Source organism: Aeromonas sp. PrichA-15, assembly GCF_017939245.1.
Taxonomy (GTDB): Bacteria; Pseudomonadota; Gammaproteobacteria; order Enterobacterales; family Aeromonadaceae; genus Aeromonas; species Aeromonas caviae.
Map to the genome: position 1 here is coordinate 1 of NZ_JAGKRH010000042.1, position 14762 is coordinate 14762.

Genomic DNA, 14762 nt, shown 5'->3' on the forward strand with positions numbered 1-14762 from the left:
CCTGTCGTTGGTGGAGACCGGCAAGCGATTGGGCCGCTGCCCACAGGAGTGGTTGAGGGCCGTGGTCAGGGCGTGCATCGAGAAGACAGATTATCCCATCCCGGCAGAACTGATGCCGTCAACCCCGTCCTGGTGAATAGATACGAGAGATCAAGGGATTTGACATCGATCTTGCCAACGCCCTGTGCCAGCAGATGGCCGTCAGGTGCGAACTGGTGGCCCAGGATTGGGACGGCATGATCCCCGCCCTGCTGTCGCGCAAGTACGACGCCATCATCGCCGCCATGTCGATCACCGACGAGCGGCGCAAGAAGGTCGACTTCACCGAGAAATATGCCCACATTCCCAACCGCTTCGTGGCGGCCAGGGGCACCGAACTGACGCTGACGCCGGAAGGGATGGCGGGCAAGCGCATCGGCGTGCAGCGGGCCACCACCCACGACAAGTACCTGACCGACAACTTCGGCTCCAGCGTCACCATAGTGCGTTACGGCAGTGCCGATGAAGCCTACCTCGACTTGAAGGCGGGACGGGTGCTGGCCCTGCTGGCCGACGCCTCGGCCATCGAACAGGGGTTGCTTGGCAAGGAAGGGGGCGACAAGTTCGACTATGTGGGGCCGGCCCTGACCGACCGTCAATGGTTTGGCGACGGCATGGGGATCGCGGTGCGCAAGGGGGATCAGGATCTAAGGGCCAAGCTGAACGACGCCATCAAGGCCCTGCGCGCCAACGGCAAGTATCAGGAGATCAACCGGAAGTACTTCAAGTACGATATCTATGGCGGTTGATGGGTAACAGTCGGAGGGAGCCTGCTCCCTCCTTTTTCATGCAGCAAGGAGAGACCCCATGTTGACCCTGATCGAGGGTGCGCAGATCCATAGTCCGGCCCCGCTCGGCCAGCAGGACCTGCTGGTGGCGGATGGCCGCATCGCCTGGATGGGCAAGGGACTGACGGTTCCGGCCGACTGGCCACTGACGCGGGTGGACGCTGGCGGCCGCTATCTGGTGCCCGGACTGGTGGACCCGCTCGCCCATATCACGGGAGGGGGCGGCGAGGGAGGCTTCGGCTTTCGCACGCCGGAGCTCTCGGCAAGGGAAGCTATGGCGGCGGGGGTCACCACGCTCGTGGCGGCGCTCGGCACCGACAGCCTGACCCGCAGCCCGGCCCAGGTGCTGGGGAAGGTGCGCGAGTTTCGCGCCGCCGGGGTGAGCGCCTTCATGTACACCGGCTCCTACCACCTGCCGGTCAAGACCCTCACCGGCACGGTAGAGTCGGACATCATGCTGATCCCCGAGGTGCTGGGGGTGGGGGAGGTGGCCATCAGCGATCACAGGTCCAGCGCCCCCACCCACGACGAGCTGGCGCGGCTGGCGAGCGAGGCGCGGGTGGCCGGGCTGTTGTCCGGCAAAAGTGGCGTCAGCTTCTTTCACCTGGGGGATGGCCGCGGGGCGCTGGCGCCCCTGCGGGCCCTGCGCGATGACACCGACATCCCGCTTCGCCAGCTCTACCCCACCCACTGCAACCGCAATCCCTGGCTCTTTGCCGAGGCCATCGAGTGGGGTCGGGCAGGTGGCTGGGTCGACCTCACCACGTCGAGCTTCCCGGATCTGCTGGATGACGGGGAGCGGCTCGCGGCCGACGCCCTGGTGGCGTTGCTGGCGGCGGGCGTGCCCGTGGATCGCATCAGCTTCAGCTCGGATGCCAACGCCAGTCTGCCGCGCTTTGACGGCGAGGGGCGGCTCATCGAGCTGCGCTGCGGCCAGATAGGGAGCCTGTGGCAGGAGGTGGTGGCGGCCTGCGGCAAGGGGGTGGCGCTGGAGACGGCACTGGCGGTAGTGACGGCCAATCCGGCCAGGGCGCTGGGGCTTGCGAGCAAGGGTACCCTGGGGGTAGGGCAGGATGCGGATCTGCTGCTGATCGATCCTGATACGTTCGCCATCGAGCGGGTGATGAGTGGGGGGCGGTGGCGCACCTGAATACCGGCGCTTGTCATCCAGCCCGCTCAGTTCATCAACAAAAAGCCCGGCAGCAGTGCCGGGCTTTGTCGTGCCATGGGGTTCAGATGGCGAGAAACCCCAGGATCAGAATGGGGCCGAGCAGGCTCAGGATAAAGCCGGAGACGATGGCCACCGGCACCACCTGGATGCCGCCGGATTTCTGGATGACAGGCAGGGTGAAGTCCAGCGCCGTCGCGCCGCCGTAGCCGATGGCGGCGCTGGGGTGGCGGCGCATCAGCACCGGGATGATGAGGATGGCGATAAGCTCGCGCCCCAGATCGTTGATGAAGGCGGCGGAGCCCAGCACCGGGCCCAGCTTGTCCGCTACCAGGATGCCGGAGAGCGAATACCAGCCAAAACTGGAGCTCATCGCGAGGCCATGGGCAAAGGGCATGCCGAGCAGCTGGGCGGCCAGCAGGCTGCCGAGCCAGCTGCTGAGGATGACGGTGAGCGCGATCTTCATGCCCCAGGGGTTGAGCAGGATCTGGCGCAGGCGCATGCCGGAGTTGCGCATCTGGATGCCGATGAGCAAGAGCAGCAGCATCAGGGCCCACTCGCTCAACTTGTCGATGGGCAGGGCGCGCAGGTCCACCACCAACCCCAGCAAGACGCCCCCCAGCACCACGAAACAGAGCTGGAGGGATTCCCACAACAGGTGCAGCTTGCTCGGCATCTTGCCGTCGCTGGCCTCGTGGGTGGGGGGGCTGCGTTTGTCCAGCCACCACAGGGCCAGCAGGTTGCAGAGGGTAATGGCGGCGAGCATCACCCCTGCCACCTTGAAGATCACTGCCAGGTTGCTGCCCAGGTTCTCCACATAGGCCAGTCCCAGCCCCATCAGGAACAGGATGAGGTAGACCATCTTGCCCAGGGACTGGTTGACCAGCTTGATCAGACGGGCGGAAGAGAGGGGAACCAGATAGCCGATCACGAGCGGCAGCAGGATCAGCAACACATTGAGCAACATCGGGGCCTCGATCACAAAACGTGGAAAAACGGCACCTTATCACGACTTGTTGCACCTGTGTCACGGATCTGTGCATCAGCATGGCCCATACGGGACTTTTTTATCATATTGTTGTGTTTTTTGATGACAGTCGGCTCTGTATGCAAACAGAGAAAGAGGGCCACATCACCTGAAAAATCAATTTCATCCCCATGAAATGACGAGAGAAGGGGAATCTGCCTGGATGAATAAAGTCCTTTTAGATGACATCTGGCGGATATGGTGAAATATGCTTGCTACCAGTGCGCTGCGGGTATAAAAGAGCGGTAGGGAAGGTGCGACAAAAAATGGATTTTATGCAGACAAAGTGCTGAAAAATACTCAGTAGGCCAATAAAAATACAGATAAAACACCAAATACCTCGGTTCTGTATTGTTTTTTCACTACCTCAATGATATTTTCGCTGAAGGTTGCCATCGGTTAACGTTTTGTTAAATGGACGGTGGTGGAGTCACGCCGAAGCGGCGTCTAGGGACAGACAAGGTTGTAATGGATGAGCGACGTTGCCGCACTGGAAGTTCGTGATCTGCACAAGTATTTTGGCACCCACGAAGTGCTCAAGGGCATCGATATGACGGCCCACAAGGGGGATGTGATCTCCCTCATCGGCTCCTCGGGTTCGGGGAAGTCGACCTTTCTACGCTGTATCAATCTGCTTGAAACCCCCTCATCGGGCAGCGTCTCCCTCCATGGGGAGTTGATCCGGATGAAAACCAGCCGTTCCGGCGAACGCCTGCCGGAAGACATGCGCCAGGTGGAGCGTATCCGCAGCCGGTTGGCCATGGTGTTTCAAAGTTTCAATCTCTGGTCCCACATGACCATCATGCAGAACATCATCGAGGTGCCCATCCAGGTACTCAAGGTGCCCCGTGCCGAGGCCATCGCCAAGGCGGAGCATCTGCTCAACCGGGTGGGGCTGTGGGAGCGTCGCGACTATTATCCCGGTCACCTCTCCGGCGGTCAGCAGCAGCGGGCCGCCATCGCCCGGGCGCTGGCGGTGGAGCCCGAGGTGATGCTGTTTGACGAGCCTACTTCGGCCCTCGACCCTGAACTGGTGGGGGAGGTCCTTGGCCTGATGCGCGAGCTGGCGGAAGAGGGGCGTACCATGATGGTGGTGACCCACGAGATGTCCTTCGCCCGCGACGTGTCGAACAAGGTGATGTTCCTGCACCAGGGGCGCGTGGAGGAGGAGGGCAATCCCAAGGAGATCTTCGCCCATCCCAAGTCGGAGCGATTCAAGCAATTCATCTCGTCCATCTATTGATGGACGGGATTCAATTTCAACCATCCGTACTTTCAACGATCGACGTGTTTATCAAGGAGAGATACATGAACAAGCTGATGCTGGCGACTGCCGTGATGACGGCCCTGTGTTCCGGTAGCCTGATGGCCAAGGAGTGGAAAGAGGTCCGGATCGGGGTGGAAGGGGCCTATCCCCCCTTCTCCTGGACCGAGCCGAGCGGCGAGGTGAAAGGCTTCGACATCGACATCGCCAACGCCCTGTGCGAAGAGATGAAGGTGAAGTGCACCCTGATCAAGCAGGACTGGGACGGCATCATTCCGGCGCTGCTGTCGCGCAAGTATGACGCCATCATCGCCACCATGGACATCACCGAAGAGCGCAAGAAGAAGGTGGACTTCACCCAGAAGTACCAGCACATCCCGGCGCGCTTCGCCGCCAAGAAAGGGACCGAGATCCAGCTTGACAAGGCCTTCATGGACGGCAAGACCATCGCCGTGCAGCGTGCCACCTCCATGGATACCTACATCACCGACAACTTCCCCAATGCCACCATCAAGCGCTACGGCACTGCGGATGAAGCCTACCTCGATCTGAAATCCGGCCGTGTCGACTACGTGATGGCCGACTCCGCCGCCATCAGCGACGGCCTGCTGAAGAAGGAAGGGGGCGATGCCTTCGAGTTCATCGGCCCGAAACTGACCGATCCCAAGTGGTTTGGCGAGGGTGCCGGCATCGCGGTGCGCAAGGCTGACAAGGATCTGAAAGAGAAATTCAATGCCGCCATCCTGGCCCTGCGTGCCAATGGCAAGTACAAGGAAATCAACGACAAGTACTTCGACTTCGACGTGTACGGCGAGTAAGCCGACGTCAGGCGAACAACGACAGGTTGATCCCGTCAGTAGTCATCGGGCCCGTTGCCTTCCGCTGGGAGTGACGGGCCCGATTGCGATGGAGCTGCATTGCATATGTTTGATTTGAAAGGATACGAAACCTCTCTGCTGGAGGGGGCCTGGATCACCCTGGAGGTGGCGCTTGCCTCCCTGCTGCTGGCCCTGGTGCTCGGCATGCTGGGGGCCCTGGCCAAGCTCTCTCCCTACAAGTGGGCACGCGGCATCGCGGCGGCCTACACCACCGTCATTCGCGGCATCCCGGATCTGGTGCTGATGATGCTGCTCTTCTTCGGTGGCCAGGTGCTCATCAACGGGATCTGCACCTGGGTCAACGAGGCCTACAACAACCACCTGCTGGCGAGCAACCCGAACCAGGAGTGGGTCTCCCTGCTGCCCGATTACATCGACATCAGCCCGTTTGCGGCCGGGGTCGCCACCATCGGCTTCATCTTCGGCGCCTACATGACCGAGACCTTCCGCGGCGCCATCCTGGCGGTGGACAAGGGGGAGCTCGAGGCGGCCCGTGCCTTCGGCATGCGGGCAAGCCAGGTCTTTGTGCGGATCCTCTTTCCCCAGATGATGCGCCACGCCCTGCCCGGGTTTGGCAACAACTGGCTGGTGCTGCTGAAAACCACGGCCCTGGTCTCCATCATCGGGCTCGATGACATGGTGCGAAAGGCATCGCTCGCGGCGGGCTCGACCCAGCAGCCTTTCACCTTCTACATGGCGGTGGCGCTGATCTTCCTGGTCTTCACCGCAGTCTCTACCTCGGCGCTCAAGTGGGCCGAGCGTCACTACGCCATCAAGACGAGGTAAGCCATGGATTTCTCGATCATTCTCAAGGAGTGGCCCACCTACTGGGAGGGGCTCTATACCACCATCTGGCTGGTGGCCGCCTCGCTCATGCTGGGGCTCATGCTGGCGGTGCCCATGGGCATACTGCGCAACAGCCGCAACTGGTTGATAAAGGGGCCAATCTGGGCCTATATCTACTTCTTCCGTGGCACCCCGCTTCTGGTGCAGCTCTTCATCATCTACTACGGTGCCGCCCAGTGGGAGTGGCTCAAGAACAGTGCGGCCTGGTCCCTCTTCTCGGAAGCCTGGTTCTGTGCCCTGCTGGCGTTCACTCTCAACACCGGTGCCTACACCGCCGAGATAGTGCGTGGCGCCGTGATGAACATGTCCAAGGGACAGATAGAAGCGGCAAGCGCCTTCGGCATGACCCGCTGGCAGACCCTCACCCGCATCATCCTGCCCAACTCGTTTCGCCGTGCGCTGCCGGCCTACAGCAACGAGGTGATCTTCATGCTGCAGGGGTCGGCGGTGGCGGGCATCATCACCATCGTCGATCTGACGGGGGCGGCGCGGATCATCAACTCCCGCTACTACAGCCCGTTCGAGGCGTTCCTGACCGCAGGTCTGCTCTACATGCTGCTCACCTTCGTCATCGTCTGGTTGTTCAAGAAGTGGGAAGCCCGCTGGCATGCCCACCTGCGCCCGCGCAGCGTCTGACTGCCAGCAGAGAAAAAGCCCGCAACTGCGGGCTTCTTTTATGGACCACGGGCAGGCTCAGCGCCCCAGGCACTCCCTGTCGAAGAAGGTGTTGACCCAGTGGGGGCGATAGACGGCGAGCAGGGTCATGGTCATGCCGTTGAGGAGCGCCTCGGGGAAGAGCAGCAGCGGCCAGATGGAGAGGTAGTCGGCGCTGATGGTGTGCCAGGAGTAGGTGCCGCTCACCCCCATCAGCAGGGCGCTGGCGATCACCTTGGCCGAAATGCTCAGCGCCCCCCCGAGAAATGCCGCCACGAACAGATAGACGAAGAGGTGGCGAGGCAGCCAGGCCCAGCTCCCCAGAAACAGTAGCCAGCTGGTGGCCACCGGCAGGGCGACGCCGATGAGGGCTTGCCAGCCAATGTCGGCTATGGGGATGACCCCGAAGTAAGCGAGGAGCAGCAGGGTGAGGCAGGGGGCGAGCAGGGCGAGGCGCCAGCCCAGCAGCAGGGTCAGGCTGGTGAGGCCGAGAAAGTGGATCTCGAGCCCCTCGTGCAACCCGGCCCGCAAGGTCCACAGCGGTACCAGCACGATGGCGCCGCCGAGGCAAAGATGCTGATAGAGCGGGTGGGCGCCAAGGGTGCGCAGCAGGGAGGCGTTCAGACTGAAGGCGAGCAGCACCAGCCAGAGCAGGAGGGCGGCGACTTGTCCTTCACTCATGAGCGGTTCCCCCGGATGCGGCTGTCGGTGATGGCGCCGTGGCGAATGCCGGCGCAATGAAAAGAGGCCGCCCTCTGCCGGGCGGCCTCCTGTCTCAATACTTCACGTTGGGGTGATACTTGCCAAGGATGCCCTGGACCCTGTCCATGGTCTCCTTGCTGGGGGGCTTGATGCCGACCAGATCGTAGGTATCTCCCAGCACGTCCCACTTGTGCTTGCCAAGTTCGTGGTAGGGCAGCAGCTCCACCTTCTCGACGCACTCTCCCAGCTCGGCGATGAACTGGCCGAGTCCTTCTGCGCTCTCGTCATCGTCGGACCAGGTGGGCACCACCACGTAGCGGATCCACATGGTCTGGCCGCGGGAGGCCAGGTAGCGGGCGAACTCCAGGGTGTACTTGTTGCTGACGTGGGTGAGGGGAATGTGCTTCTCGTCGTTGATCTGCTTGATGTCGAGCAGCACCAGATCGGTGTTGTCCAGCACCCGGTCGAGCAACTCGTCGTAGTGACGCACGAAACCGTTGGTGTCGAGGCAGGTGTGGATCCCCTGTGCCTTGCAGGCGGTGAACAGTTCGGCGATGAACTCCTGCTGCAGCATGGCCTCGCCGCCGGAGGCGGTCACGCCACCGCCGGAGGCATTCATGAAGTGGCGATAGCTGGTGAGATCCTTCATCAGCTCGGGCACGGTGACCTCGCGGCCGCCCTGGGTGTCCCAGGTGTCCCGGTTGTGACAATACTTGCAGCGCATCAGGCAGCCCTGCATGAACACGATGAAGCGGATGCCGGGGCCGTCGACGGTCCCGCAGGTCTCGACGGAGTGGATCCGGCCAATGATGTCGGTAGTGCCGGTGTCGCTGGCTTCAACGGTCGGGATCCGCTGCGTGCCGGGGGTGGCAGGTCCCTTGGATTCAACGGCGGGGATCCGGTTAATGACTGACATAGACGACTCCAATGGTGCGGACAAGGTTCGAGCGGTCGTTATTTTATGACAGAAAGCCCTATAAATCCTACCAGTTTAGCCCGCAGGGGTGGCACCCAGCAGGCTCTCCAGTGCCTTGACGGGGAGCGGCCGACTGGTGAGGAAGCCTTGATAATGCTGGCATCCCAAGGCCTTGAGCACGGCGAGCTGCTCCTCTTCCTCCACTCCTTCGGCGGTGACGGTGAAACGAAACACCCGGGCGAGATCCAGGATGGCCTTGACGATGGCCTTGTCCTGTTCGCTGTGGACCAGGGTCTGGATGAAGCTTCTGTCGAGCTTCACCTCGTCGGCGGGCAGATCCCGCAGATAGGCCAGGGAGGAGTAGCCCGTGCCGAAGTCGTCGATGGAGATGAGCAGGCCGAGGGCCTTGAGCTGGCGGATCCTGGCGATACTCTCCAGCCGGTTTTCCAGCACCACGGACTCGGTGATCTCCAGCAGCAGGCGCGATGGGGGCACCCCGGTGTCCCGCAGAATGTACTCCACCTGCTGCACGAAACCGGCGGTGTGGAACTGGCGGGCGCTGACGTTGACCGACAGATGGGGGATGGCGAGGCCGTTGTTGAGCCAGAAGCTGTACTGGGTGCAGGCGGTCTTCATCACCCAGTAGCCTATCTCCTGGATCAGGGTGGTCTCCTCGGCGATGGGGATGAACTCCCCGGGGGGCACCATGGTGCCGTCGGCCTTCTGCCAGCGCAGCAGCGCCTCTATGCCCGAGAGCGTGCCGTTGTCGACCCGGTATTGGGGCTGGTAGTGCAGCACCAGCTCGTTGTTGCGCAGGGCATCGCGCAGCTGGTTGTTGAGAGAAAGCTTGCTCTTCTCTTTTTCCGCCATGGCTTCACTGAAGAAGATATGGTTGCCCTGACCCGCGCGCTTGGCCATGTGGACGGCGGTATCGGCCTGCTGCATCAGGACAAGGTGATCCTTGTCGTCATCGCTGAACAGGCTGATCCCCACGGAGGCGCTGCAGTGCAGCTTGTGATCGCCGATGTCGAAGGGGGCACGGAAGATCCCCATCAGCTCCCGGGCAAAGTGCTCCGCCAGGATCTTGGCGGTGATATAGCCCTGGCCCAGCGCCGTGAAGAGCAGGGCAAATTCGTCACCCGAGGTGCGGGCGAGCACCAGGTTCTCCTGGGGCAGGGACTTGAGTCGCACCACCACGGCCTGGAGCAGCAGATCGCCGCAGGCGTGACCGAGGGAGTCGTTGATGGATTTGAAGTTGTCCAGATCCAGCAGCAGCAGGGCCCCCCACTGGCCACTCGAGGCCTGCAGGGTGCGCTGCATGATGTCGGTCAGGCTGCGCCTGTTGTAGAGATCGCACAGGTCGTCGTAGTAGGCGAGGCGCTCGATGTGGCGGGCGGTCTCTTTCTCCTGGGTGATGTCGTGGAAGCTGCAGACGAAGTGGCTGATCTCCTCCTCCTCGTCCTTGACCCCGCTCACCATGAGCCGCACCGGGAAGAGGTGTCCTTCCCTGTGCAGGCATTGTTCCTCCCCGAGCCAGTATCCCTGCCGGTTGACCGCCGCGATCACCTCCTCCTTGAGGGTGTCGCCATAGTAGGTGGGCCTCAGGGCGTCGATGTGCAGGCCCAGCATCTCCTCGCTGGCAAAGCCGGTGATGCGGCTGAAGGAGGCATTGACCTTGAGGATGATGCCCCCGTGATCCATCACCAGCAGGCTGTCGTGGGTGTTGAAGGCCACTTCGGCCAGGCGCAGGGCATCGTCATTGGCCAGGCGCTGCAACTCGCTGGCGGCCCGCTCGCGCTGTTCGTAGAGGACGTCCAGCAGGGGCGCGGGATCGGCCAGAGGGGTGGCGAGCAGCAGGGTGAGCTGCCCCAGGGGGAGACCTTTTGGCCCCGGGAAGGGGATACCGACATAGGCCTTGGCGTCGAGGGCCAGCAGCTGGCTGGACTGGGGATAGCGCAGGGCCAGATCTTCCACGTAGAGGCTCTGCCCGTGCTGGAAGATCTCCCGGCCCGGGCCGATGTCCATGGGCATGGGTTTGACGACGGCAAAGGCATCCCCCTCCACCACGCAGCGGGGAATGAGCCAGAGATCCTGACCGCGAGGCTGAAACTCGCCGATCCAGCCCCTGTGGGCACCGCTCAGGCCCATGGCCCAGCGCAGCAGGGCGCGGCAGTAATCGTTGCCGGTCAGGTTGGCAAGCCCGGGTGGGGGCGCGAGGTCCGGGGCGTCGGTCGCCACGGGGTCCGGCTGCCAGTGGCCGAGCAAGCGGGCGCAATGACGTACCAGTTGCAGGGTGTCATCGCTGATGAGGGTGCTCTCGGCATACTCCAGGCTGAGCACGCCGATGAGCTTCTCCTGCTCCAGCAAGGCGCCGTCCAGGCGGGAGCAGACATTGGCATCGGCCAGATAGTAGTGCTGGCTCAACATGGGCTGGTGGGCCGCCTCCGAGAAGCTCAGGGCGCCCCGGGCGCGCAGGGCCCGGATGTAGCGGCTGTCTCCGCGAATGGCACCGAGCGCGTCCACCCCCAGGGTGAACACCGGGGTCAGCTGCTCGCCGCCAAGGGCGCCATGGGCCTGGTAGTGCCAGAGGATCAGGCGATCGGCCCCCAGGCACTCCTTGAGGCTCTCCAGCATGGCGTCATACTGCTGTTGGCTGGCCATCTGGCTCAGGCGCGGCAGTTGCAGGGACAGGCTGGCGGCGCTCTCCTGGGACTGGGTCTGCAGGCAGATGAGCCAGAAGGCGTCCTGCTCGTGGGAGAGGGAAATGTGCCAGAGGAGGGCGTCAAAGCGCAGCACCAGCTTGCCCCCCTTGCCGCTGGCCAGCCGCTGCTCGATAGGCTGGCGCAGGGCGTCCGGCAATTGGGCCGGCCAGGCACTGCGGGGCTCGTCGAGCCAGTGGAGCGGCGTCTGCATCACATCGGTCAGGGCGACCAGCCGTTGACTACGGGTATCCAGGCGGAAAAACAGGGGCGCCTGGCTGGCGGTCGGAAGATGGCTGAGCGCGGTAGACGACATGAACTGACACTATCCTGTTGAGCAATTGTCGGAGGGCAAGAATACTGCAAATCCGTGGCAAACAAAATTTCATTGAATTCTAAATTAGATAAGTCTAATTTATTGGTCATTTCCTGTTGAGTGGAGTCTTGCAGATGAAACGGATCTTGATTGTGGGTGGTGTGGCCGGGGGGGCGTCCGCCGCCGCCCGTGCCCGCCGTTTGAGCGAAGAGGCGGAGATCGTGATGTTCGAGCGGGGCGAGTTCGTGAGCTTCGCCAACTGCGGTCTGCCTTATCACATCGGGGGGGATATCCCGGATCGGGATGCCCTGCTGCTGCAGACACCGCAAAGCTTCAAGCGCCGGTTCAACGTGGATGTGCGGGTGTTTCACGACGTCATCGAGATAGACAGGGCCGGCAAGAGCCTGCTGGTGCGCAACCTGCTCACCGGCGAAGAGCGGCGCGAAGCCTACGACGTGCTGCTGCTGAGCCCGGGCGCAGCCCCCATCCGGCCTCCCTTCCCCGGCATCGAGAGCCCGGGGGTACACACCCTGCGGAGCATTCCCGACATGGATCGCATCCTGGCGGCGCTGGCGCACGACAAGCCCCGCCACGTCACCGTGGTGGGGGGCGGTTTCATCGGGCTGGAGATGATGGAGGCGCTGCACCAGCGCAAGCTGGATGTCACCCTGCTTGAGCTCTCCGATCAGGTGATGGCGCCGGTGGACAAGGAGATGGCCAACCTGCTCCACGCCCGCATCCGCGAAGAGGGGGTCGATCTTCGCCTGCGCACCGGCCTTGCTGCCATCGAAAGCCTGGAGGTGCCTGCCGAGAAGACCGCCGCCGTGGCGACCGCCCAGCGGGGTGGACTGCGCCTGACCCTGAGCGACGGCTCTCATCTCGACACCGGCCTGCTGATCCTCGCCATCGGCGTCAAGCCCGAGACCCTGCTCGCCGCCAAGGCGGGGCTGGTGCTGGGACCGCGGGGCGGCATCAAGGTGGATGCGGGCATGCGCACCTCGGATCCCTGCATCTTCGCGGTGGGGGACGCGGTGGAGGAGACCGACTTCGTCACCGGCGAGTCCGTGCTGATCCCGCTGGCGGGCCCCGCCAACCGCCAGGGGCGCATCGCTGCCGACAACATGCTGGGGCGAAGCGAAACCTACAAGAAGACGCAAGGGACCGCCATCTGCAAGCTGTTCGATCTGGCGGTGGCGAGCACGGGGCTGAACGAGAAGCGGCTGGTGCAGCTGGGGCTGCCGTTCGAGAAGGTCTATGTCCACCCGGGCAGCCACGCCGGCTATTATCCCGGCGCCCACCCGGTCAGCCTCAAGCTGCTGTTTGCCCCCGATGGCAAGATTTACGGCGCCCAGGCCATCGGCAAGGATGGCATCGACAAGCGCATCGACGTGCTGGCGGTGGCCCAGCGCGCCGGCCTCACCGTGTTTGATCTGCAGGATCTGGAGCTCACCTATGCGCCGCCCTTTGGCTCGGCCAAGGATGTGCTCAACATGGCCGGGTTCGTGGCGAGCAACCATCTGAAGGGGGACACCCTGCTCTGCCACGCAGCCGAGGTGCAGGCTCGCCACCCCCATCAGCAGGTGGTGGATGTGCGAAACGGCCCCGAACTCGACAAGCTGGGACGCATTCCGGGGGCGATGCACATTCCTCTGGACGAGCTGCGTGGCCGCCTTGATGAGTTGCCCAAGGATAAAGAGCTGCTCATCAGCTGCCAGGTGGGACTGCGGGGTCACGTGGCCTGCCGCCTGCTGAGCCAGCACGGCTTCAAGGTGAAGAACCTCTCCGGCGGCTTCAAGACCTGGCAGACGGTGATCGCCGAGTAGATCCTCCATGCTGAAATGGCCCGATTGATCACTCTGTATGCAAACGGGCCACACCAGTGAGTGGCCCGTTTCTTCATCAGGGGCCGATGCCGATCAGGCTGCCGCGTCGCCGAGGGGCGTGCGGACAGGGTGTTGCCGCATCGCCACAGGGGGTGAAGGAGGGGAGGCTACTGCGCCGCGTTGGCCGGTGCATCGTCGACCCATGCCATGAAGATGCGATAGCCGATGGAGAGCAGGGTGGCACCGATGAACATGCCGAGGATGCCATTGGTGGCCATGCCGCCCAGGGCCCCCAGCAGCACTACCGGCATGGGTGCATCGACACCACGTCCCAGCAGCAGCGGCTTGAGCACGTTGTCGGCCATGCCGGCCACGACCAGCAGCACTGAGTAGATGACGTTGAGCAGGGTGCCGTGATCCCCCGCCATCCACATGAAGGCGATGGCCGGTCCCGTGACCAGGATGACGGGGATCTGGGCGATGCCCAGGATCAGCGCCAGGACGAAGAAGATGCCGACCGCCGGGATCCCGGCGAGGGACATGATGACGCCGGCCAGCAGGGCCTGGATGAAGGCGACCCCGATAACCCCCATGGCCACGGCCCGGATGGTGCTGGTGCACAGCTTGGTCAGGGCGAGGCCCTTGCGCTCATCGGTGATGCGTATGGCGATGCGATCGGCGCTGATGGCGCCCGGCTCCCCCCAGGCCATGATGATGCCGGCCACGATGAAGGAGGCGACGAAGCCCAGCAGGCCTCCCCCCATGCTGGCGAGCATGGCGACAGTCTGCTTGGCCATGTCGCCGAGCTGCGGCTTGTAGCTGATGAGGAGGCCGGGCAAGTCCACCGATGCCTTCATCCAGAGGCCATGGATCTTGGCACCAACGAGGGGGATGTCGGCAATCCCGGCGGAGGGGGGCGGGATCACCAGGGTGTGGTTCTCCACCTTGTCGACCAAGGCGCTGACGCTGTCGCCCAGGGAGCCCAGCATGGCGGCGGTGGGGGCCACGATGAGCAGGATGCCCAGCAGGATCAGCAGGGTGGACGACTGACCCTGTTTTCCCCCGAGTCTGGCGGCAAAGCGCTGATGGAGGGGGTAAAGGGTGACCGCCAGGATCAGGGCCCACAGCATCATGTTCATGAAAGGGGAGAACACGGTGAAGCAGAACGAGCCTAGCGCCAGAATAAGGCCAAATTTGATGAACATGTCCAGGAATCTGGCAACCAATCTTTTTTCGACGAGGGACAGATCGTTATTTTCCATGCTGATATGACTCCAGAGAGGGATGGATGCATGACCCCGCTGACCCTGTGTGAACTCAAGGTCGGCATTCTGGTCGATGGACAATTAATAAGTTTGTTTTCAATGGTTGAAGCATACATCGAGCGCACCTGCACGTTATGTATGGCACAGGTGTTCAAGGCTTAAGAAATATTTATCTGCTTGATATGTCGTTGATTGGAAGGCCTGCGTTGAGCGGGCCGAGCATAATGAATGGCCCGATCGCGCACAAGTGAACAGTGGTGCCCGGTTTAGCCCGGGTTCAGAAAAGCACGACAATCCCCTTTCCTGGAACAGGAGATCGCATACGGGGCCTCGAATAAACCTCGCGCTTCACGGGGCGTCGTGCTCCCGTCCGAGGC

The 14762-nt window shown here is 62.8% G+C and carries 12 protein-coding genes and 1 pseudogene; 8 read left to right on the plus strand and 5 right to left on the minus strand.

Annotation, left to right across the window (positions count from 1 at the left end):
- Positions 1–146: 146 nt before the first annotated feature.
- Both J9889_RS07330 and iadA read left to right on the plus strand, forming a co-directional pair.
- Positions 147–788: pseudogene (locus J9889_RS07330) on the plus strand (transporter substrate-binding domain-containing protein); the annotation flags it as partial.
- A gap of 58 nt (positions 789–846) precedes the next feature.
- Positions 847–1977 (plus strand): beta-aspartyl-peptidase, encoded by a 1131-nt coding sequence (gene iadA / locus J9889_RS07335; RefSeq protein WP_049637108.1) that lies wholly within the window; start codon positions 847–849, stop codon positions 1975–1977.
- 82 nt (positions 1978–2059) lie between these two features.
- On the opposite strand, the gene J9889_RS07340 is transcribed toward iadA, so the two are convergent.
- Positions 2060–2962, minus strand: a complete 903-nt coding sequence (locus J9889_RS07340; protein WP_041215456.1) for a lysine exporter LysO family protein — start codon at positions 2960–2962, stop codon at positions 2060–2062.
- 532 nt (positions 2963–3494) lie between these two features.
- Here J9889_RS07340 and J9889_RS07345 point away from each other — a divergent pair.
- From J9889_RS07345 to J9889_RS07360, 4 genes are all read left to right on the plus strand, one after another.
- Positions 3495–4265 carry an ABC transporter ATP-binding protein gene (locus J9889_RS07345; protein ID WP_010674267.1) on the plus strand — a complete coding sequence of 257 codons (771 nt, stop codon included), beginning with the start codon at positions 3495–3497 and terminating at the stop codon, positions 4263–4265.
- Positions 4266–4330: 65 nt separating this feature from the next.
- Positions 4331–5104 (plus strand): ABC transporter substrate-binding protein, encoded by a 774-nt coding sequence (locus tag J9889_RS07350; RefSeq protein ID WP_010674268.1) that lies wholly within the window; start codon positions 4331–4333, stop codon positions 5102–5104.
- A 105-nt stretch (positions 5105–5209) separates the two neighbouring features.
- Positions 5210–5950 (plus strand): ABC transporter permease, encoded by a 741-nt coding sequence (locus J9889_RS07355; protein ID WP_010674269.1) that lies wholly within the window; start codon positions 5210–5212, stop codon positions 5948–5950.
- Positions 5951–5953: 3 nt separating this feature from the next.
- Positions 5954–6646 (plus strand): ABC transporter permease, encoded by a 693-nt coding sequence (locus tag J9889_RS07360; protein WP_125117167.1) that lies wholly within the window; start codon positions 5954–5956, stop codon positions 6644–6646.
- A gap of 57 nt (positions 6647–6703) precedes the next feature.
- Here J9889_RS07360 and J9889_RS07365 read toward each other — a convergent pair whose 3' ends face one another.
- From J9889_RS07365 to J9889_RS07375, 3 genes are all read right to left on the minus strand, one after another.
- Entirely contained in the window at positions 6704–7345 is a 642-nt protein-coding gene (locus J9889_RS07365) for an energy-coupling factor ABC transporter permease (protein ID WP_210556222.1), read from the minus strand.
- Positions 7346–7439: 94 nt separating this feature from the next.
- Entirely contained in the window at positions 7440–8282 is an 843-nt protein-coding gene (pflA, locus tag J9889_RS07370; RefSeq protein WP_010674272.1) for a pyruvate formate lyase 1-activating protein, read from the minus strand.
- 75 nt (positions 8283–8357) lie between these two features.
- On the minus strand, positions 8358–11297 hold the full coding sequence (locus J9889_RS07375) for a GGDEF and EAL domain-containing protein (protein ID WP_210556223.1): 2940 nt from the start codon (positions 11295–11297) through the stop codon (positions 8358–8360).
- Positions 11298–11431: 134 nt separating this feature from the next.
- Here J9889_RS07375 and J9889_RS07380 point away from each other — a divergent pair, with 134 nt between their 5' ends.
- Positions 11432–13120 (plus strand): FAD-dependent oxidoreductase, encoded by a 1689-nt coding sequence (locus tag J9889_RS07380; RefSeq protein ID WP_102948260.1) that lies wholly within the window; start codon positions 11432–11434, stop codon positions 13118–13120.
- A gap of 167 nt (positions 13121–13287) precedes the next feature.
- Here J9889_RS07380 and J9889_RS07385 read toward each other — a convergent pair whose 3' ends face one another.
- Positions 13288–14325 (minus strand): AI-2E family transporter, encoded by a 1038-nt coding sequence (locus tag J9889_RS07385; protein ID WP_223937790.1) that lies wholly within the window; start codon positions 14323–14325, stop codon positions 13288–13290.
- An 87-nt stretch (positions 14326–14412) separates the two neighbouring features.
- Here J9889_RS07385 and J9889_RS24490 point away from each other — a divergent pair, with 87 nt between their 5' ends.
- Positions 14413–14547, plus strand: coding sequence for a hypothetical protein (locus J9889_RS24490; protein WP_010674281.1), 135 nt, complete (start codon positions 14413–14415; stop codon positions 14545–14547).
- The last annotated feature ends 215 nt before the right edge of the window (positions 14548–14762 follow it).